Here is a 20,925-nt window from a genome sequence, read left to right on the forward strand (position 1 = left end):
CGACAATAATTGGGTGGAAAACCAGATCCGGCCTTGGGCGCTGGGTCGTTCCAACTGGTTGTTTGCCGGATCGCTGCGCAGTGGTCAGCGGGCAGCGGCAGTAATGAGTCTGATCCAATCGGCCAAACTGAACGGACATGATCCCTATGCTTATCTGAAAGATGTACTGGCGCGTCTGCCGACGCAGAAGAACAGTGCCATTGCTGAATTACTGCCTCACAACTGGAGCGGTCCGGTCAACCTGTGATAGCCGGACGCTTACGGGAGTATCACCATCGACGATGCTTAACCTTTCAAACCAGGCATTACCGCTGACCACGTGAAATAACCGACCACGAGTCGTATTTTTCACGATAGTGTCTTCCATGGAGCGTCCAATGATTTCGATGTCATCAGTGATATCAAAGTCATCCCTGACGTTGTGGTTTTCGTCAATGAACTCCCAGTCATCGGGCTCAGGGGGAATTTCCAGTGTATAGGTTCCAGCACCCAGATAGATCCTATCCATTCCTGGAGACTGGTTGGCAAGTTCTATAGCTTCCCGCAGTGAGCAATCGTCATCACAGGTGCCGTCGAATGTATCCGCGAACTTGGTCACGTAAATCGTTTGCGCTCCAACCAAGTTGGATAGAGCAGATACAAGAAGTGCAGAAATGGTGACTTGATATTTCATATGGCCTTCCTTTTCCTTGTGGAATCAGCAATTAAATAAATCCCTTAACTGGCATATCCAAATTACCTCAGTCACCATATGGATGTACAGAGCACGAGCGTCTCAATGATATTGATAGGGTAAAGTCTGCACTAATCTAATAAGTAGCCACATTCTCCGCCGCAGTCGTCAGCAAAACCTTTTTATACTTCCACAAGGTAAGTTGGGTCTCTTTGTTCTGATCCCAAGCTCCGGCCTGACCACAGTAGTCAACAATGGCGTCCCGGCCACCCTTCAGTAGGTCGTAAACCAGATCTGAAACCTGTTCTGCTGTCCACTTCGCCTTGTAACCTTTCGCTCCTGTAGGCGCGCCATTGGTGCCATTAATATACTGATTCAAGGTATATTTGTTTTCCCATGCCATCAGCACTGTGTAAAACTGCCCCTGCTCCGGTGTCGTATGCTGGTACCAGGGCACCACAACAAAGTGATGCACGGGATTTTCCAACATGAAATGCCATACCGCAGTGTATGAATTCCCCTCAAATATGACGGATGGATCGATCCTTTTCTTCACTGTGGATTTCGTAAACTTGATTCCGTCTCCGGTATCATCCTGAGTAACACCATATATTGCCTTGCTGACCTCTACCGGAACTGCCGGGCAATTATTGATATCCAGGAGCTTCTGTTTTCTCAACAAGGCTTGAATCATATCCTGTCCCTGATCTGGCATTTTGTTTCTTCTCCTCTATGAGATAATTTGTTCTCACCTGAAGTGAGAATTTCGACAAGGGTATGGACAGCTTTTGTAAGCTACGAGCGACAACCAGATATCACGAAATAACTAACAGGCGGCCCATAACACAGGACGCTAATCCGAACAGATAACTCGGTAGACTTTGATTCTTCTACTAAGTAATGCGGGATATTGGAAAAGTTCCCTTAATCAAAAGATGCTGCTGATTAACTTCCTGCTCGGCATAGACTCCTGTAACCGTCATTGTTCCCTCAGGTCTCGTGTGACTCAATCCGACCTGTGTAAGAGGAAGAAAAGAGTTTACCCCCATTACCCCAGCATAGTGATGTTGCAAAGTTGCTATGCATATGAATTTCTGCAGACATCTCAGACTCCAGGTTAAAGCCCATGACTTTACCGTCTTCAGCGCAAGTGATTACTTCAGAGCCTTTGATAGTAATATCCCGGACAATGCCATTGTGGATCTTCCAACACTGAACAACCTCTAAAGACGTGGCGTCCAATTGAGAGACGAATCCAGATTCACCACCAACAAAAAAGAATTCACCATTTCCCGCCAAGCATCGTACAGAATCCTCCAAACAGATTTCAGATACTGTTTCGAGTGAAGCCAGCTTTAGATATTTAACCTCTCCCTCGGAGGTACTGATTAAGAAACCATCGTCTGTCACGACCAAGATTTTCCAGACCCAACCCTTGGATACTTGTTTGCTATCGATAAGCTTGCCTGATGTATCCCATCTGCTCACACATCCATCAGCACCGCAGGTTAAAATACTCTCTCCACAAACAGCGACACTCAACACCGACTGGTGATCCGTGTGAATTTTTTCTATTAGTTCATAACCAGAGGCCCCTTCTTCCCAGATCAATAAGAATCCGTCTCTTGATACGGAGTACAAATAATTCCCTGACCCCGTTATATCAAACACTGAGTTCTCATGGCTCACGAGTGTTTGCTCCAAAGTCATCGACTCGTTCCAGATTTTTATAGATTTATCTCGTGAAGCAGAAGCTATTCGCTTCCCTGGAAGATTGATCAGCTTCCAAATATATCCATCGTGATGTGACTGATTCAGTTCTCGTTGCCCGACCACCCTGTAAATAAGGTCACTGCGCAGAATATACTTAAAGTTCTTCGTCACTGTTTGCCCGCTATGCCAAAGAGAGTGATCGAAGATCATCACATCTCCCATGCGACCTTTATATTCGGCAACTTTGACCGTTCCTGATTGATCCTCAAAGAAGGCCGTCTCGCCCCCCTCATAGTCATTACGGTCGTTTAGATATAAAAGAAAAGTGAGAACGGACTCTTCGCCAGGCTTGGCAAAGTAAATACCATCCTGATGTATAGAGAAGCTCTGACCTGCAGCGTATTTACAGTACCTGAGTCTTTCATTGAGACCCGAGAGAACATATGACTTATTACTGGTTTCGATTTTTTCTGGTGTTAGGTAACGCACCTTTTCAAACAGCACATCGGCTAAACCGGAATCATCAACCTGAAGACGCTCATTGTTTCTATAGCTCTCTGGGTACTTGTCATTGGCAGGTCTGAATTCAGTGCATGTCGCTTGCCTGAGAATCTCCTCGCACTCTGCTTTACTGAAAGCGTTTCTGATGACAAAGCATACCTTTTTTGTTTGAGGTGATAGATCTACAAGCTTCTCGTTAGCTTCGCAATCCAACATCATAATGCCCCCTCCTTTGTCAAAGCATCAATTTCCCACGCGATGTTTTGGCGAGCCTGATACTCAAACGTTTTACGAAAAACAGATGTTTGGTAAAGATAATCCCGCTGAAGAAACGACTTCAAAATCCGTATTCTTCCCCGGCAATATTGACCTCCAGGTAAGTTATATTCATCCCGGCACTGTTTTGCATACTGGCTGTACTCTTCTCTGGAAGAACCAAGAATCGCCAAATCTAAATCGACGAATAACCTTTCGTCACTGGATTTGGTCGACATATGATCTTCCGTCGCCAAGATGAGTTCAGCGGCTTCATTCGCTTCTGAAGACAATTCGAGGTCACCTATTGCTTCCAGGCACATTTGGGCACTCACCTTTTCATTAGCAGTGAATCTATTTTGGATAACATCGTGAAACCAGATAGCAATGTAGAACGCTTGCCTATTGTTGATTGCAGCCTTGTATTTTTCCGCAAGAAGTAGGAGGTGAATCACATGATTGAGTGAATGATATTGGCGCTCTTTGGAGGTGTATTGGCGCACCAAAAACCTGAACCATCGCTCAGCCTGAAGGCTATTCCCACCCCAGCGATCTATATTTCGACTCCAACTCGCTTCCAGGATTTCCAGGTTCAAATTACCACCCCTTAAATTTGGTTGAACAACCAATTTATATCCCAACACATTCTCACCCGTCAAGTAATTTGGTTGATCGACCAATAAATGATAAGATCACCTCAACAAAAACCTCAGAGAAATGAGCAATGCCGCGCCCCTCCAACAAAGATGAAAGAAGAAAACAGATCGTCGAAGGTCTGCTCGAAGTGATGTCGAAAAAAGGTTATGAGAACGCCTCTATCCAGGCGATAGGCAAAGCGTGTGGATTAACACCAGGGCTTATTCATTATCACTTTAAGAGTAAGCAGGAAATCCTGGTTGCCCTGATAAAAACCCTCTCCTCAATCGCGTGGGATAGATATGAAGAGTTATTGGAAAAAGCCACCAGCCCCAAAGAAAAGCTGGAAGCCTTTATCGACGCGGCCCTGTCCTTAGGGCCAAACTCAAACGAAAAGGCCGTCTCTGCCTGGGTCATTATTGGCGCTGAGGCTATCCGCCAGGCCGAGGTTCAAGAGCTTTATCAGGAAATTATTAACCGCAATAAATTGGAACTGATCGCACGGCTGTCAGAATACGCGACAGACACCAAGGCCATGTTAACAGCCCAGAATATTGAAAATATCGCCATGATGAGCATCGCTTCAATAGAGGGGGCTTATCAATTAGCGACCACTGCCAAAGAGATTTCACCGAAAGGGTATGCAGCCGATACGGTGAAGCGATTCATTTTCAGCCTTCTGCATAACTCATAATGAAGACGTAGCTGTGCAACAGTATCAATTTAAAATCACTGAAAGTTAGAGCTTTACACAACGAGAAGGGATCTAAAACTTCTGGTGACTGTAGGGCTTAAACGCGACCGACTTCGGTGAGCAACCAGTATAAATAGTTAAATATTGTGTAAATCGACCGCAAAGTTCGGACTAAATCCGAAACTTTCATGGTACTTTTAATTTTCTCTCAAGTTATCGTTCCGTACAAAAATACTTTTTTGACTAATCCTTCATAGGGTTAGACAGATTCAAGTACCTACTGCGGATTGTGTAACGACCAATGTTTGCAACCTCTTTATGGTGATACAATAACCAGTCAGTTTAGAATCAAACTGGAATAAACTTAAGGAGGTCAGCATGGCTGGCAAGTCAGTGGATAAAGATGATTATGAGCTGCGTTCGTTCGATGACGTGTCTGTGGATGAAATAGCAGAGTTAGCTTTACAGGCAGGGAAACAAGCCAGGGATCGAGCACTAAATGCCGGGTTGGAAGTATGTCGTATCGACGAACAGGGCCGCACGGTGATCGATAAGAAATTACCCGATGGAACAATTCAAACAACGATTCAGGAAGAGTCAAAAGAAGATGACCAAAAAGCCTAAACTAATTTTAATTGCCGGGCCTAACGGGTCAGGAAAAAGTACGCTCACTAACCACTTGATGACAAAAGGCTTTGATTTTGGCGTTTATGTAAACCCTGATGAAATTGCCGCTCGCCTTACCGGCTCTGACATTGAAAGAGCCAGACAAGCCCAAAAAATTGCAGAGAATCAGCGCAACAAGTTAAGAGTTGCAGGGGTTTCTCACTCATTTGAATCAGTTATGAGTCACCCGAGTAAAATAGAATACATGGTGCAGGCTCAGGCTGACGGATTTGAAGTTACTCTGCTATTTGTTGGGATTAATGACCCGAAAGTTAATGTCCGGCGTGTAGCCAACCGAGTGAAGGAAGGCGGACACCCCGTCCCTATCGATAAAATATTATCTCGATACCAGCGAACAATGGACATGCTTTTTGATGCTGCCATGACAGCGGATCACGCGCTTATATTTGATAACTCTAGCGATGAAGGTATTAAGCTAATCGCAGAAGTTAAGAACAGTGACCTGATTCGCTATGAAAAAGGTGTTCCTTGGGTCCAAGTACACTTTATGGACAAATACACAAAGAAAAACGAGACTTAACAGCCTCGTCAGGCGGGGCACTCCCTTCCAAGGACACCCGCCATTACTTTTTGTTTATAAGCTTGCTCCCGTGCCATTACCCTACCCTTCGCAACATAACAATACCTGCCAAAAACTTTGTGACAATGCTCTAAAGCAGCTCGAAAGGGTAGAACCCAAATGACAGCTCGGGTATGCATTGCATGGGTATAAGTAGCCTCTGCATATGGCATGAATAGCTATTCATGTGCACATCAACTCTCCCAAACCAAGACTGCTAACATCACCACAATAACGACTGCCGCAATAAGTAGCGGAAAAATATATACCAGATAGTTAAGAGTTAAAGAAGAAGGAATCATTGCTAAACTTTAGGATCAAAAAAAGAAGCCATTCCGAAACTATTGCGGTCTAGAATTCCGAACTTTGAAGTGGTTTTACATATTGGAAAAGGATATTAAATTGGTCGGGACGGCAGGATTTGAACCTGCGACCACTTGCACCCCATACAAGTGCGCTACCAGACTGCGCTACGCCCCGACTGAGAAGTTCCATACGATTGCTGGAACGGGTGCGAATATTACCCCAAGCGAATGGAATTTTAAAGGGTTGGAAAGCAAATTTTTAGGACGAATGTTGAATCATCATTCGTCCTTGGGGTAGAAGCTCTACCTTTCCAGGACTAACAATACTTCTTCAAGCTCAGTGATCATTTGGCGAATCAGCTGTTTAGCCTGAGTAGCATCGTCCTTATTCTCGGAACCCGACAGTTTCTGCTTGGCGCCACCAATCGTATAGCCCTGATCATACAGGAGACTTCGAATCTGGCGGATCATCAGTACGTCCTGACGCTGATAATAGCGACGATTACCGCGTCGCTTCACCGGCGCCAGTTGTGGGAACTCTTGCTCCCAATAACGCAGCACATGAGCTTTTACACTGCAGAGATCACTGACTTCGCCAATGGTGAAATAACGTTTGCCCGGTATCGGGGGCAATTCATCATTGTGACTGGGTTCCAGCATAGGCTTCTACTTTTGCTTTTAATTTCTGGCCCGGACGAAACGTTACCACACGACGTGCGGTAATAGGAATTTCCTCTCCCGTCTTCGGATTTCTACCCGGCCGCTGTTTTTTATCTCGCAAATCAAAATTACCAAAGCCCGATAGCTTCACTTGCTCGTTGTGGCTCAGAGCATCCCGAACCTCATCAAAGAAGGCTTCTACCATTTCTTTGGCTTCTCTCTTATTGAGCCCAACCTCCTGATAGAGGCGCTCAGCCATATCTGCTTTTGTCAAAGCTCCCACGACTAACTCCTCAAGGATGCACCTAAACGATTGCTAAGTTCTTGGATCACGTTATTGAATGCCTCCGTGATTTCTTCGTCCCGTAAAGTGCGTTCCGGATGACGCCAAATAACCCCAATGGCAAGGCTTTTCTTGCCCTTTCCGACAGATTCACCGTGGTATACATCGAAAATATGGTGTCTGACACGCCACTCCCCTGCACTTTCTATAATTGATTTAGCGACTTCGGCATAAGGCGTTGCTTCATCAATAATAATAGCAAGATCTCTACGGATTTCCGGAAAACGCGACACTCCTTTGAAAAATGGCACTTTTCCGTCTGCTACTCGATTTAAGAATAGCTCAAATATAAAAAGTGGGCCATTTAAATTCAAAGTTTTAGCAATTTTTGGATGCACAGCACCTAAAGTACCGACAACTTGACCGTTTCTGCTTAATTGAGCAGTTTGCCCTGGATGCAGAGCTGGATGTTGGGCAGATTCCCAACTGAAATCGTCACCAATTACTCCGATAAGCGATTCGAGATCACCTTTAGCGTCATAGAAGTCGATCGCCCCTTTTCCCTGAGACCAGTTTTCAGGCATTTTGGAACCTGCAACCAAACCTGCCAGCACGGGCTCCTGAATAATTTCCTCACCTTGTTTCACGAAGGTAAGACCAGATTCGAAGAACCTTACCCGGGATTGTTGGCGATTCTGGTTATATTGGGCCGTATTCAACAAACCTGCCCAAAGGCTCGTTCTCATGACAGACATATCACTGGCAATCGGGTTGGCCAGCTCAATGTTTTCCTGATCAGGAGTGATCAGAGCCTGCAGTTTGGGATCAACGAAAGAATAAGTGATCACTTCCTGATATCCGAGAGATACCAGATGCTGCTTTAATCGACGCAAAGAAGTCTTCTTCTCTGGCAGAGGCTGAATCGACATTGAACCCATTGGCTCTGTCGTCGGCAATTTGTTATAACCGTAAACCCGGGCAATCTCCTCAATCAGGTCTACTTCGATGGAAATATCGAAACGATGAGATGGCACCTTAAAGGTCCAACCTTCTTTAGTCACTTTCTCCACAACAAGACCGAGACGAGCCAGCAACTCTTCCACTCTAGTTCGATCCAAGTGAATTCCCAACACCTCATCAATCCGGTGATGGCGCAGAGTGACATATTCTTTTTCAGGCAAGTGCTCTTTACTTTCCACGACGGTTGTCGGGCCAGGCTCACCACCAACGATATCCAGAAGCAATTGTGTCGCCCGCTCAACCGCACGCGCCTGGTGAGCATAGTCCACACCACGTTCAAAGCGATGCGAAGAATCCGTATGCAAACCGTAACTTCTTGCCTTCCCGGCGATATTCAAGGGAGAGAAAAAGGCACTTTCGAGGAAAATATCCTTGGTGTTTCCACTGACACCACTGTGCTCTCCTCCCATAATACCGGCTAGCGCCAGGGGCCTTTCCTGGTCAGCAATCACCAAGGTATCAGGCTGAATGGTAATTTCCTGACCATCCAACAACACCAATTTTTCTTCGTCTTTGGCGAAACGTACGACAACCCCACCCTTAAGCTCATTCAAGTCAAAGGCGTGCATGGGCTGCCCCAGCTCCAGCATGACAAAGTTGGTGATATCAACGACCGGATCGATACTGCGAATACCACTGCGACGCAGTTTCTCCACCATCCACAAAGGTGTAGGCCTGGATAAATCCACATTACGAATAACACGTCCAACATATCTGGGACAGGCTTCCTTTGCCTCAATGGTCACAGCAAAACGATCTTCATTGACAGCCGCAACTGCTTTGACCTCAGGATCATCAAGGGTCTCTTTATTCAATGCCCCAACTTCGCGGGCCAGCCCAAGCAAACTCAGGCAATCACTGCGATTTGGCGTGAGGTCCACATCAATAATGGTGTCATCAAGCTTAAGATAGTCGCGTACATTCACACCCAATGGCGCATCTTTTGGTAAAGGCATCAGGCCATCGGACTTTTCTGCCAGGCCAAGCTCCTCTTCAGAACAGAGCATACCGTGAGACTCTACGCCTCGCAGTTTTGCTTTCTTAATTTTGAAATCACCAGGCAAAACAGCACCGATACGCGCAAACGGTACACGCATACCCGCGAAAACATTGGGCGCTCCACAGACGACCTGATGAGTGTCCGTCCCGTCACTGACGCTGCAAACCCTGAGCTTGTCCGCATCTGGATGAGGCTCCAGCCCGGTAACTTCTGCAACAACAATACCGCTGAATGGCTTGGCAACTGATTCCGTGCCGTCAACTTCAAGACCTGCCATGGTGATTTGCTGCACCAGGGCTTCCGAACTCAGTTTTGGATCAATCCACTCTCGCAGCCAACTTTCGCTAAATTTCATTTTGCTCGCCTAGGATATTCTGTGAAGCTTCCATGCAAAGATGCAGAGGAAGGCCTTCAAAATTCGGTTTTAGTTCGATATTCAATTAAATGTCAGGACGCTAAGCTTCCAATCGCCATAACAATTGTGACGAAGGAAACAACGTTAAAACTGTTCCAGGAAACGCATATCATTTTCAAAGAACATGCGCAGGTCATTAACGCCATAGCGCAGCATTGCGAGTCGTTCCACACCCAGGCCAAAGGCAAAACCTGTATAGACTTCCGGATCCACTCCTGCTGCCTGGAAAACCTTAGGATGCACCATTCCACACCCCATAACTTCCAGCCACTTCACATTGCCATCTTCATCACGACCCCATTCAATATCCACTTCCGCAGACGGCTCTGTAAAAGGGAAATAAGATGGACGAAATCTGACTTCAAGATCTTTCTCGAAAAACTCGCGCAGGAACTCAACAATCGTACTTTTGAGATCGGCAAAACTGACTTTTTTATCTACCAGCAATCCTTCCACCTGATGAAACATCGGTGTATGAGTCATATCAGAATCACAACGATATACTCTACCCGGACAAATCATTCTGAATGGTGGCTCGCGCTCTTCCATTACTCGGATTTGTACAGGAGATGTGTGAGTCCGCAGCAATGTTGTCGGATTAAAATAGAACGTGTCGTGCATCGCCCTTGCCGGGTGATGGGAAGGTATATTCAGAGCTTCAAAGTTGTGGTAGTCGTCTTCAATCTCAGGGCCTTCTTCGACGGTATAACCACAACGCGCGAAAAAGTCTTCAATTCTTTGCATGGTTCGGGTGACAGGGTGAATCGATCCTTGCGATTGCGTGCGACCTGGCAAGGTCACATCGATCGATTCAGAGGCCAGCTTCTCTGCCTCCACTCTTTCAGCCATGGTGGATTTAGCTGAGTTTATCAGGTCCTGAACCTGAACTTTCGCCTCATTAATGCGGGCACCAGCTGCTGGTCGCTCTGACGGCTCCAGTCTACCCAGTTCCTTCAACTGCTGGGTAATCAACCCTTTCTTACCAAGGTACTCAACACGCAGTTGTTCAAGAGCCTGCTCACTGCCTGCCTGAGTAATCGCATCTTTGGCCTGGCCAACGATACCTTCAAGATTCTCCATTGATTGCTCCAAGAAACAAAAATAGGGGAAGAGTCGCCCCTTTCCCCTATTGAGTTTTCATCAACAAGTACTGCTGACTATGTAGATTAAGCCAGGGCCTCTTTCGCTTTCTCGACGACAACAGCAAAAGCTGCTTTTTCATTCATGGCCAGATCAGCCAGAACTTTACGGTCGATTTCGATATTGGCTTTCTTCAAACCGGCAATCAGACGGCTGTAAGACAGACCATTGTCACGCGCACCGGCGTTGATACGGGCGATCCACAGAGCACGGAACTGACGCTTACGCTGACGACGGTCACGGTAGGCGTACTGACCTGCTTTGATAACCGCCTGTTTGGCTACACGAAATACGCGGCTACGCGCACCGTAGTAACCCTTGGCTTGTTTTAAAACTTTTTTATGACGACCACGTGCCGTCACACCACGTTTTACTCGAGGCATATTTTCAATCCTTCCGAATCAATGATGACAATAAATTACTGACACAGCATACGCTTGACCAATGGAACATCAGCGACGTGAACCTGAGTTTTAGGACGCAGGTGACGCTTACGCTTAGTGCTCTTCTTAGTCAGGATGTGACTGGTGAAGGATTGACGATGCTTGAAACCGTTAGCAGTTTTTTTGAACCGCTTGGCAGCCGAGCTCTTGGTTTTCATCTTAGGCATTAGAATAACTCCGCATTCATAAAATGATAAATGTATAACGCTGGTATCCTCAGTGATGAGCTGAGGGCGTTACTTTTTCTTTTTCGGGGCCAACACCATCATTGCCTGACGCCCTTCCATTTTGGGCCTTTGCTCGACGACACCAAACTCCTCCAGATCCTTTTCGATCCTTTGCAGCAGTTGCATGCCGAGCTCTTGGTGAGCCATTTCCCGACCGCGATAGCGAATCGATACTTTGGCCTTATCCCCGTGTTCAAGGAAACGTATCAGGTTGCGCAGTTTTACCTGATAATCCCCTTCTTCCGTCCCTGGACGAAACTTCATCTCTTTAACTTGAGTCTGTTTCTGCTTTTTCTTGGCTGCGGCTTTCTGTTTCTTCTCTTCGAAGATCTTCTTGCCGTAGTCCATGACCTTGCACACTACCGGATCTGCATCCGCTATCTGCACAAGATCCAGAGATTCCTGTTCAGCTTTTTCCAAGGCCTCGCTCAGAGGAACAATTCCCACCTGGGTACCGTCCGATAAAATCAGGCGGACCTCTGTAGCGGTAATGTTTTCATTTATTTTTGGACGATCTTTGCCTTGTGGCGTGTTGCGCTTAATATCAATCTCTCCATTTCAATGTGAACAGATCCAGCTAACAGACTTTCTTTAATACCGGGAAGAAACTATGACGTCTTCCCGATAGCCTGTCCCCGACTGCGCAATGCAACATTCTCTTGGAGCATTTCAGAAAACGCAGAAAAGGACATCGTTCCAAGGTCTTCCCCTTGGCGAGTCCGGATAGCCAGTGTTTGTGCTTCTACTTCTTTATCGCCGATTACGACCAGATAGGGCACTTTGTTCAAAGTATGCTCGCGAATTTTAAAGCCGATCTTCTCGTTTCTCAAGTCCAGATGTGCCCTAAAGCCCTGTTCATTGAGCATTTGTGTAACTTTTTTACAATATTCGGCCTGATTATCGGTAATATTCAACACTGAAACCTGGGTTGGAGCCAACCAAACAGGAAATGCCCCTTCATAGTTTTCAATCAAAATTCCGATAAATCGCTCAAACGATCCCAATATTGCACGGTGCAACATAACCGGCACTTTTCGGCTTTGATCGTCGGCGACATATTTAGCCCCCAGTCGACCCGGCATGGAAAAGTCTACCTGGACAGTACCACACTGCCAGAGCCTTCCCAAACAATCTTTCAATGAGAACTCAATCTTTGGACCATAAAACGCGCCTTCACCCGGAAGTTCATCCCATGGCAGATTCTTCGCATCCAACGCCTCAGCCAGGGCTTTTTCCGCTTTATCCCAGCTTTCATCTGAGCCAACACGCTTCTCAGGACGAGTAGAAAGCTTGTAAATGATTTCGTTAAAGCCAAAGTCCTCATAGACTTCGTGCAGAAAATCGATAAAGCGGCTTACTTCAGCCTGGATCTGATCTTCTGTACAGAAAATATGAGCATCATCCTGGGTAAATCCCCGAACACGCATCAACCCGTGAAGGGCGCCAGAGGCCTCATTACGATGACAGGAACCGAACTCAGCCAGCCTTAGAGGCAGATCCTTATGACTGCGCAACCCCTGATTGAAGACCTGCACATGACATGGACAGTTCATTGGCTTGATAGCATAGTCACGATCTTCCGATTGAGTGGTAAACATATCCTCACGGAACTTTTCCCAGTGACCGGACTTCTCCCACAATGACCGCTCTACCACCTGCGGAGTTTTGATTTCCTGATATCCGTGTTTCAGCTGCTGCCTGCGCATATACTGCTCAACAGCCTGATACAGCGTCCAGCCGTCAGCATGCCAGAAAACCATACCTGGCGCCTCTTCCTGCATATGGAACAGATTCAGCTTTTTGCCAATTTTTCGGTGGTCACGCTTTTCAGCTTCTTCAATTCGGTGAAGATAAGCTTTTAAATCTTTCTTATTCCCCCAGGCAGTCCCATATATACGCTGCAACATGGCGTTATTGGAATCACCACGCCAGTAGGCTCCCGCGACTTTAGTCAGCTTGAAGGCTTTTATTTTGCCCGTGGAGGGTACGTGGGGGCCACGGCACAGATCAATGAAATCGCCCTGGGAATAAAAGGATAAATTCTCTTCGGTGGGAATATCCTTGATAATCTCAACCTTGTACTCTTCGCCCATCTTATGAAACAGCTCTGCTGCTTCAGCACGGGACATCAAAGACCGACTGACAGGGAAATCGGCATCAGACAGCTCTTTCATTCGAGCTTCGATTTTAGCCAGGTCTTCCGGCGTGAACGGACGCTCGAAAGCAAAATCGTAGTAAAAACCGTCTTCAATTACCGGTCCGATAGTCACCTGGGCAGACGGAAATAGTTCTTTTACAGCCATCGCCAAAAGGTGAGCACAGGAATGACGGATAACATCCACTCCCTCCTGATCACGTTCGGTGATAATCGCCAACTGGCAGTCACTCTCCATGACATGAGAGGTATCAACCAGCGTACCATCCACTTTACCAGCCAGGGCCGCCTTGGCTAGGCCAGGCCCAATGTCACTGGCTACATCGAAAACAGAAACAGGATTGGCAAATTCGCGCTGGCTTCCGTCAGGTAAGGTAATTACAGGCATAGTCGTATCCTTTACAGTGGTGATCCGTACCAAAGATCACTTGTCGTTAAAAAATGGGCTGGTGATTCTACCAACTTAAATGTTGAGATACTATTCCCAGAAGCTATTCTAGGAAAATTACATTATAAAACAGAGCCCAAGGAGCAAGGCCTCAATGAAAGTCGTCGCCGTATACAACCTTAAAGGTGGTGTTGGAAAAACCGCCACCGCAGTAAATCTAGCCTACTACAGTGCTGGTCAGGGATACCGGACACTATTGTGGGATCTCGACGCACAGGCAGCCGCCAGTTGGTATTACAACATCAGCCAGAAGAAGAAACTCAAAGTAACCAAGCTGGTAAAAGACAAGGTCCCTCTCTCCGAATTGATTCATGAGTCTCCTTTTGACAACCTGGACATCATTCCATCGGACATTTCCTACAGAAATCTTGATGTCCTGCTTTCCCGGAGTCATGGCAACCAAGTCAGACAATGGCTATCGGCGCTGGGGGAGATATATCAGGTCATCATTCTCGACTGCCCACCTTCTTTTTCAGAGCTGGCATTGGAAGTGCTGACCGCAAGTGACTTGGTATTGGCGCCGGCGGTCCCCACCCACCTGTCATTTGAGACATACCGGAACATGGAAGAGATCATGAAGGAAAAGAACATCCCAACCCAAAAGCTCTATCCGGTACTCACGATGATTGACCGCCGCAAAAACCTTCACCGGGAGTTTTCAGATAAATGTCAGAAACTTATTGGAAAACGCCCGCTAGGTTATATTCCATACTGCAGTGATATTGAAAAAATGGGGGAATTCCGGGCACCGGTTGGTGAGTTTGCTTTTCGTAGCGTAGGAAATCTTGCCTACCAGCTGCTGTGGGACAACCTGAACAAGAAACTGAAAAAAAGCACCTGAGCGACCTGCTCTTATTTACTGATTCAGCAGCCCAATTTCCCGATAGTACTTCTCTGCCCCTGAATGCAAAGGGGCGGTAAGACTATCCAGCACCATCTGCTCTTTCTTCAAATTGGCTAAGGCCGGGTGCAACCGCCTGAACAGATCGAAGTTTTCAAAGACCGCTTTCACTACCGCATAAACCACCTGATCCGAGACCTCCGTTGTAGTTACGAATGTTGCACCTACACCAAAGGTTTCGATGGTTTTATCCGTACCTTTGTACATTCCCTGGGGAATGGAGGCATGGCGATAATATGTATGGGTCTTAATTAACTGCTCAACCTGATCCCCCTTCACTGGCACCAGGACACTGTCGCATAACGTCGTCGCCTCTTTCACCGCACCACTGGGATGCCCGACTACATACAGCATCACATCGATATCATCTGCGCAGAGCGCCCTAGGCTGTTCTATCGCTTTTATTTCTGTCGCTTCCTTAAAGTCCTTCAAGGTCCAGCCATAAGCCTGCATCAAAACTTCCAAGGTGCTTCTCTGCCCAGTACCTTCACTACCGACATTAACCCGCTTACCTTTAATGTCTTCAAAAGTCTTGATTTTGGCATCGGCTCTGGCCACAACCGTAAAAGCTTCTGGATGGATGGCAAATATTGATCTCAGGGACTTATTTTCACCAGCCTCTTTGAATATGCCTGATCCATAATAAGCATGGTACTGCCAGTCTGACTGCACAACAGCAAAATCCACCTCACCTGCTCTCAGAGCTCTGAGATTAAAAGGGGACCCTTCTGTACTTTCGACATAGCAGCGAAAACCGTTTTCCTTGCTGTTTTTATTTACCAACCGGCAAATAGCGCCGCCGGTTGGAAAATAAACACCGGTTTCATTACCAGTGGCGATAGTGACGTGTGAGACATCCGCAGCGAATCCCTGACATGACAGACCCAGCAATACGAATAAGACTCCAATGACCACTCGTTTCATTACGTCACTACCACCTGTTCCAGTGTCATCTGTTTCCCGCGCTACCTGTTGCCAGCGCAAAGTATCCTATATTAAACAGCCTCGGCTGCCCTGGCCTTGGCTACCATTTTTTCAGGCTTCAGCAGGAAGCGGGCCAGCGCCGGCAACAACCAAAGCGCCCCAATCATATTCCACAGGAACATGAAGAACAGCAAAAGCCCCATGTTTGCCTGGAACTTGATGGGAGAAAATATCCAGGTACAAACACCAATTGCCAACGTCACACCGGTGAACATGACAGCTTTACCGGTAGAACGCAGAGTTTCAAAGTATGCAGACTGTAGCGTCTTCCCTTCAAGTAGATAATGCTCGAATTTGGTATATATGTAGATACCGTAATCTACGCCGATACCAACTCCCAATGCGATCACCGGCAGCGTCTCCACTTTGATACCAATCCCCATTTGCGCCATCAGCGCCTCACACAGGATTGATGTCAGCCCCAACGGAATAACAATACAGGCAACCGCTCTAAGCGAACGGAATGTCAGGAAACACAGAATACTGACAACGGCATACACAAAAAACAGCATCAGGTCCTTGGCTTTGGAAATCACCTGATTGGTCGCAGCATCAACCCCGGCATTCCCCGCCCCAAGCAGGAACTGCATGTCTTCGTTATTGTTCTCGTTGGCAAATTCTTCCACCACGCCCACAACCCGCTGCAGAGTTTCAGCCTTATGGTCTTCGAGGAACGCAAACAAAGGCGTGAGACTACAGTCAGAGTTGATCAGACCCGAGGGCGCTCTCTGAATGGATGAGTTGATAATTTGCTGATTTCGGGATAATTCATACCACTTAAAATTCCCTTCATTCAGCGCTTTGGTCACGATTTTTGACACCGTCACCAGAGAAGCCGTTGACTCGACACCGGACGTATTTTCCAGCTTCCACTGCAGACGGTCCATCGCTTTCATGACCGGATAACTGGAGCAGCCTTCGGTACCGGTTTTAACAATAACCACCAATACATCAGAGCTGGTACTGTAGTTGGAAATGATATAATCATTATCCAGATTGTAACGACTATCCGGCCTCAGTTCTGGCGCTCCTCTGTCGAGGTCTCCTATTTTCAGGTCCTGCTTGTAATAGATCCCGAGCCCCGTCCCTACAGCAGCTATAAGGATAGAAATAGGTGCCACAGACGGATGGGCAAAGTAAGACATCCAATGCCATTTACGATCCGTGTTTTCATCGCTTTTCTGGATATAACGAACTCCACGCTTGGTAATACCAACATAGGAGAGAATAATCGGGTGCAGCACAAGATTGGTGATAATAATCACCGCCACACCAATACTGGCGGCAACCGCCAGATCCTTGATGACATCGATCTTGATGAACAGCAATGTCAGAAAGCCCATGGCGTCACTGACCAGTGCCAGCATACCCGGGATATACAGCCCGCGAAATGCAAGTCGAGCCGAGGTCATGGCATCGAACCCACGCGCCGACTCGATTGTCATAGCATTCACAATCTGTACGCCATGACTGATACCGATAGCAAAGACAAGGAATGGGACCAGAACGGAATACGGGTCCAGACCATACCCCAGCAGACGCAAAATACCCAACTGCCAGATAACCGCCACAATGGAAGCGAATATCGGTGTTAGCGTGCCCGACCAACAACGGGAATAGCCGAACAACAGAATGAGTGTCAGCCCAACTGTAATACCAGCAAATTTAGCAATGGCACCAATACCCTCAATCAGGTCACCAATTTTCTTGGCGAAGCCGATCACGCGAATATTAATGTTGGGATTCTGTGCCTGATACTTATCACGAATCTTGGCTTCAAGCTCTATTGAAAAAGCCTCGTAATCCAGAGACTCTCCTGTGTCAGGATCAACCTCCAGCAGAGGTGCGTAAATAATCGTGGACTTGAAATTATCCGCCACCAGGCTCCCAACTTCCCCGGATCTCAGAATATTCTGACGCAGATCATCAAGGCTTCGCTTGTCACCACTGTAACCGTCAGGAATTACCGTACCGCCCTGGAAGCCCTCCTCGGTCACTTCCACCCAGCGGACATTCGGCGTCCATAGAGATTTCACCCCCGACCTGTCCACACCACCGAGGTAAAAGACCTCATCCGTGATCTGCTTCAGGGTTTCCATATAGCGCTCTTCAAATATGGTCCCCTCTTTTGCCTCTACGGCAATCTTGACGAAGTTACCAAGATTCTGAAGATCATCACGGTTCTCCAGCATATTCTGGATAAACGGATGCTCAAGAGGAATCAGACGTTCAAAACTGGCATCCGGTTTGATTTGGGATGCGCTGTAAGCCAGATAGACAGTTATACAAAGAAAGGCAATAAGAATAAAAAAACGGTTATTAAAGACCAACCGTTCCAGAAGAGGCTCCGCCTTGGGCGTCAGGATATAATGATCACCCTGATCATGTAACTTTTTCGACATTCAGGTTTCCCCTGTCATATAAATTTTTTATTGGCTTGATATCGAATATTCTCTTAGTTCAGATCGCTGATTCCGCTTACGATGCTGACACCACCCTCGCCTACCAGGAGCAATTTGTCTGAAGAGAGAAACTTGGCTCCCAGCAACGCCAGACGATCATCTCGCGTATGCGTCCGGAAGGTTTCGCCATAATTGCTGCTGAGCATCATCACACCAGAATTCCCGACAACCGCGAGCCTGCCTTTATCCCCGACAGCAATAGCCATCAGAGTCTGGTCTGCATCAGAGCTCACCTGCTCCCATGACTCACCAACATCCTGTGAATAGAAAAGATGTCCTCGCAAGCCGTAGAGAAGAACCTCGTTCACATTCCCATTACCGCTAACACCAAAAAGAGAGCCGTCATAGGGACTCTCCAGCATTTCCCAGGTATCTCCCAGATCTGTCGAACGATGAACGATCCCAGCCTCTCCCGCAATGAACAACGCCCCACCTGCAACCTGATTGATGGCATTCAGATGAAATCGCTCAAAGTTATCCAAACGTGCACCCCAGTTAGACCAGGTCTCTCCGCCATCTTCTGTTTTAAAGAAAAATCCATATGCCCCAACCACAAAGCCCACCTGATTATCCTTGAACCAGACATCAAGCAGTGGCTTGCTGGGCCCGATATCTGCGTCAAACTCGGCATCTTCCAGCGCAAACTGGGCTTCCTCAAGCTGAAACTCAAGGTCGGAAAGATCTGCCTCATCAGCAGCATCCAGTTCCTCTTCGAGTCGGGTTACTTTGTTTTGCGCCTGTGCGATTACCATCTCATTGGCAACCGTTCCATCAAACTGCTTCACCCAGGTTTCGCCACCGTCTTTCGTATGCAGAACGACAGCGCCGTGACCAACCGCCCAACCGGTCTTTTCATCGGCAAAATGTATCGCCGTAATCAGTGTCGATACCGGTACGGTCGCCTGAGTCCAGTTTTGGCCTTCATTATCCGAATAAATAATATGACCACGCTGCCCCACTGCAACCAACCGGCTACCTGCCGAAGCAACATCCAATAACAGGTTCTCTGTCGCGAGTTCGGTTTCCATGGCCGGAGTCTCAAGCACATCTGGATCTTCAGCCCATGCATATCCGATGGAAAGACCAAGTGCACATACAGCGAGGAAATTTCGTAATGGTGTTTTGTACCTCATTCCATTCAGCCTTCGTGTTAGCGTAGTTGTTATAAGTGCGTTTTTTATCAATGTCGCGCTATTATAGGTATTAGAAACAGTCGGAATGTTGAGCCGACCGCTGGTGAATCATGCCAAATAATCTCCGACAAGCTTTTGATCGCTCACTAAAAAAGATAGTAAAAGCCCATGCAATAACAAGCTTACCTGAAGAGATAAGCTTGTTATTTTTACGTCACATCAATACGGAGATGACTTGATTTAACTAGCGTTTGCCGCGGCGTCGAAGCGACTGCGGACTAAAATACCGGCGGTCGGGCACTTCGTTGGTAAACACCAGAGTGGAGCGCTCCTCAGTATCAAGTCCTTGAACATGATAACGCCTGGCCTGCAGATCATAGAATACATCCAGCGCCGTCCATGTCCCTGGCAGCTCATAATAGTTCTTCAGCAGAGCCATGCTCACACGCCACAGATCTCCCCGACCGTCATATTGGTCAATCAGGGCGATATTCCAGCTATCTTCGTCAATATAAAAGACCCGCTTGGAATAAATGTGCCGCGCGCCTTCCTTCAAGGTCGCCTCAACAACATGAACCCGATGCTTTTCAAAACGAGTATAGGTTGGATTAACGTGGGAAATTCCCAGCAAATCAGAATACTTCAGACCAGCCTGTGCAGACTCAAAACTGTTGTAAGGAATATACATTTCCTTAAGTCCGACATACTTCCAGTTATAACGGTCGGGGGCACCGTTGAACATATCGGTATCATCTGCAGTTCGCAAATTGTCAGCACCGGCAATGGGTGAGTCGTATGCCAGATTGGGAGCACGCCTGACCCGACGCTGCCCAGCGTTATAGCCCCACGCCTGTCTGGGCTCCTCCACCTGATCAAGAGTTTCATGCACCAGTACCGCCCCACCAGCAAGACGTGCGGGTGAAATGGTGAAAGACAGGTAATAGAACAATGTATTTTTCAGACCTTTGTGGTCAATTTCCGGATTATACATATTCCAGAACACTTCCTGCTGAGAGTTGACCAGGCTGTATTCCCCATTGCGCTGAATCGCCGCCTCGGCAGCACGACGAGTCACAAAAATACCCCGCCAGCGAGTCAGATGATTCCAAATGGCCTGCAGCGCTTGCCGGTCATTGGCTCCGTGAAGAATAGGAAACGGTATGCCCCCATAGGCACCTGAGATACCATTACCGTCTTTGCTCAACTTCGCCCGGCTAGCATTCTCAGCAGTGTTCTTATAAACCCATTCAGGCGCCGAGTGTGAACGTCGGGTTTCATAAATGGGGATTTTAAAAGTGGTAGGGTAAGTACGGAAAAGCGCTTTCAGACCCTCGGTCATATAGGCACTATAGTTGTCCATATTCTGCGCGGTAATTGTCGCAATCGGCTTGTCGGCCTTATATGGATCCGGGTGGTGCTGACCAGCCCGCTGGTATTCTGCCGGTGGCTCGGTTATCCCACCATCCCATTTGGGAATATCCTTTCCATTACCATCCCTGATAGCTCCAAACGGAGTCAGATCTTTCGCTAGTCTTGCCGCTTCTGCGGCGGATACTTCAGCGTGCACACTGGTGGAGGAAAAGGCAAATGCCAACAGACCACCAAGTATTATTTTTTTATGGTTCATAGAC

At 47.2% G+C, this 20,925-nt stretch carries 21 protein-coding genes and 1 tRNA gene; 5 read left to right on the forward strand and 17 right to left on the reverse strand.

Going from position 1 to position 20,925, the window contains the following annotated elements:
* A partial coding sequence (locus F566_RS0108670) for an IS66 family transposase (RefSeq protein WP_020405654.1) occupies window positions 1-247 on the forward strand: 247 nt, incomplete at its 5' end.
* Here F566_RS0108670 and F566_RS0108675 read toward each other — a convergent pair.
* The 4 genes from F566_RS0108675 to F566_RS32355 form a co-directional block, all read right to left on the reverse strand.
* Window positions 209-673, reverse strand: a complete 465-nt coding sequence (locus F566_RS0108675; protein WP_020406599.1) for a CSLREA domain-containing protein — start codon at window positions 671-673, stop codon at window positions 209-211. The two genes, F566_RS0108670 and F566_RS0108675, sit on opposite strands and share 39 nt — an antisense overlap.
* A 136-nt stretch (window positions 674-809) precedes the next feature.
* Window positions 810-1,388: a hypothetical protein gene (locus tag F566_RS0108680; RefSeq protein ID WP_020406600.1), complete on the reverse strand. Its 579-nt coding sequence runs from the start codon at window positions 1,386-1,388 to the stop codon at window positions 810-812.
* A 275-nt stretch (window positions 1,389-1,663) separates the two neighbouring features.
* Window positions 1,664-3,106 carry a 2OG-Fe(II) oxygenase gene (locus F566_RS0108685; RefSeq protein ID WP_020406601.1) on the reverse strand — a complete coding sequence of 481 codons (1,443 nt, stop codon included), beginning with the start codon at window positions 3,104-3,106 and terminating at the stop codon, window positions 1,664-1,666.
* Window positions 3,103-3,822, reverse strand: a complete 720-nt coding sequence (locus tag F566_RS32355) for an HD domain-containing protein (RefSeq protein ID WP_051085293.1) — start codon at window positions 3,820-3,822, stop codon at window positions 3,103-3,105. The genes F566_RS0108685 and F566_RS32355 overlap by 4 nt, the downstream gene beginning before the upstream one ends.
* Before the next feature lie 44 nt (window positions 3,823-3,866).
* On the opposite strand from F566_RS32355, the gene F566_RS0108695 reads away from it, so the two are divergent.
* The 3 genes from F566_RS0108695 (at window position 3,867) to F566_RS32360 (ending at window position 5,679) form a co-directional block, all read left to right on the forward strand.
* Window positions 3,867-4,472, forward strand: coding sequence for a TetR/AcrR family transcriptional regulator (locus F566_RS0108695; protein WP_020406603.1), 606 nt, complete (start codon window positions 3,867-3,869; stop codon window positions 4,470-4,472).
* Between the two features lie 378 nt (window positions 4,473-4,850).
* Window positions 4,851-5,096 carry a hypothetical protein gene (locus tag F566_RS0108700; protein WP_020406604.1) on the forward strand — a complete coding sequence of 82 codons (246 nt, stop codon included), beginning with the start codon at window positions 4,851-4,853 and terminating at the stop codon, window positions 5,094-5,096.
* Window positions 5,080-5,679: an ATPase gene (locus tag F566_RS32360; RefSeq protein ID WP_020406605.1), complete on the forward strand. Its 600-nt coding sequence runs from the start codon at window positions 5,080-5,082 to the stop codon at window positions 5,677-5,679. The genes F566_RS0108700 and F566_RS32360 overlap by 17 nt, the downstream gene beginning before the upstream one ends.
* 442 nt (window positions 5,680-6,121) lie before the next feature.
* Here F566_RS32360 and F566_RS0108710 read toward each other — a convergent pair.
* From F566_RS0108710 to thrS, 9 genes are all read right to left on the reverse strand, one after another.
* Window positions 6,122-6,198: transfer RNA gene (locus F566_RS0108710), tRNA-Pro, on the reverse strand.
* Between the two features lie 128 nt (window positions 6,199-6,326).
* Window positions 6,327-6,683 (reverse strand): MerR family transcriptional regulator, encoded by a 357-nt coding sequence (locus F566_RS0108715; protein WP_020406606.1) that lies wholly within the window; start codon window positions 6,681-6,683, stop codon window positions 6,327-6,329.
* Window positions 6,661-6,966, reverse strand: coding sequence for an integration host factor subunit alpha (gene ihfA, locus F566_RS0108720; protein ID WP_020406607.1), 306 nt, complete (start codon window positions 6,964-6,966; stop codon window positions 6,661-6,663). The genes F566_RS0108715 and ihfA overlap by 23 nt, the downstream gene beginning before the upstream one ends.
* Before the next feature lie 2 nt (window positions 6,967-6,968).
* Window positions 6,969-9,341: a phenylalanine--tRNA ligase subunit beta gene (gene pheT / locus F566_RS0108725; protein ID WP_020406608.1), complete on the reverse strand. Its 2,373-nt coding sequence runs from the start codon at window positions 9,339-9,341 to the stop codon at window positions 6,969-6,971.
* A 144-nt stretch (window positions 9,342-9,485) separates the two neighbouring features.
* Window positions 9,486-10,481 carry a phenylalanine--tRNA ligase subunit alpha gene (gene pheS, locus F566_RS0108730; protein WP_020406609.1) on the reverse strand — a complete coding sequence of 332 codons (996 nt, stop codon included), beginning with the start codon at window positions 10,479-10,481 and terminating at the stop codon, window positions 9,486-9,488.
* Between the two features lie 86 nt (window positions 10,482-10,567).
* Window positions 10,568-10,924, reverse strand: a complete 357-nt coding sequence (gene rplT / locus F566_RS0108735; protein ID WP_020406610.1) for a 50S ribosomal protein L20 — start codon at window positions 10,922-10,924, stop codon at window positions 10,568-10,570.
* A gap of 35 nt (window positions 10,925-10,959) precedes the next feature.
* A complete protein-coding gene (gene rpmI / locus F566_RS0108740; protein WP_020406611.1) occupies window positions 10,960-11,151 on the reverse strand; it encodes a 50S ribosomal protein L35 in 192 nt (63 codons plus the stop codon).
* A 69-nt stretch (window positions 11,152-11,220) separates the two neighbouring features.
* Complete coding sequence (infC, locus tag F566_RS0108745) at window positions 11,221-11,760, reverse strand: translation initiation factor IF-3 (RefSeq protein WP_083921036.1); 540 nt, start codon at window positions 11,758-11,760, stop codon at window positions 11,221-11,223.
* Window positions 11,761-11,819: 59 nt separating this feature from the next.
* Window positions 11,820-13,754 carry a threonine--tRNA ligase gene (gene thrS / locus F566_RS0108750; RefSeq protein WP_020406613.1) on the reverse strand — a complete coding sequence of 645 codons (1,935 nt, stop codon included), beginning with the start codon at window positions 13,752-13,754 and terminating at the stop codon, window positions 11,820-11,822.
* Window positions 13,755-13,908: 154 nt separating this feature from the next.
* Here thrS and F566_RS0108755 point away from each other — a divergent pair, with 154 nt between their 5' ends.
* Window positions 13,909-14,655 (forward strand): ParA family protein, encoded by a 747-nt coding sequence (locus F566_RS0108755; protein ID WP_020406614.1) that lies wholly within the window; start codon window positions 13,909-13,911, stop codon window positions 14,653-14,655.
* 15 nt (window positions 14,656-14,670) lie between these two features.
* On the opposite strand, the gene F566_RS0108760 is transcribed toward F566_RS0108755, so the two are convergent.
* The 4 genes from F566_RS0108760 to F566_RS0108775 form a co-directional block, all read right to left on the reverse strand.
* Window positions 14,671-15,639, reverse strand: coding sequence for a TAXI family TRAP transporter solute-binding subunit (locus F566_RS0108760; RefSeq protein WP_020406615.1), 969 nt, complete (start codon window positions 15,637-15,639; stop codon window positions 14,671-14,673).
* Window positions 15,640-15,710: 71 nt separating this feature from the next.
* Window positions 15,711-18,101: an efflux RND transporter permease subunit gene (locus tag F566_RS0108765; protein WP_020406616.1), complete on the reverse strand. Its 2,391-nt coding sequence runs from the start codon at window positions 18,099-18,101 to the stop codon at window positions 15,711-15,713.
* 53 nt (window positions 18,102-18,154) lie between these two features.
* A complete protein-coding gene (locus F566_RS0108770; RefSeq protein ID WP_020406617.1) occupies window positions 18,155-19,294 on the reverse strand; it encodes a WD40/YVTN/BNR-like repeat-containing protein in 1,140 nt (379 codons plus the stop codon).
* 244 nt (window positions 19,295-19,538) lie between these two features.
* The gene (locus F566_RS0108775) at window positions 19,539-20,921 is read right to left on the reverse strand and encodes a DUF1329 domain-containing protein (protein WP_020406618.1); all 1,383 of its coding nucleotides are present in this window, start codon (window positions 20,919-20,921) and stop codon (window positions 19,539-19,541) included.
* Between the last annotated feature and the right edge of the window lie 4 nt (window positions 20,922-20,925).

The organism is Hahella ganghwensis DSM 17046 (assembly GCF_000376785.1).
Lineage (GTDB): Bacteria > Pseudomonadota > Gammaproteobacteria > Pseudomonadales > Oleiphilaceae > Hahella > Hahella ganghwensis.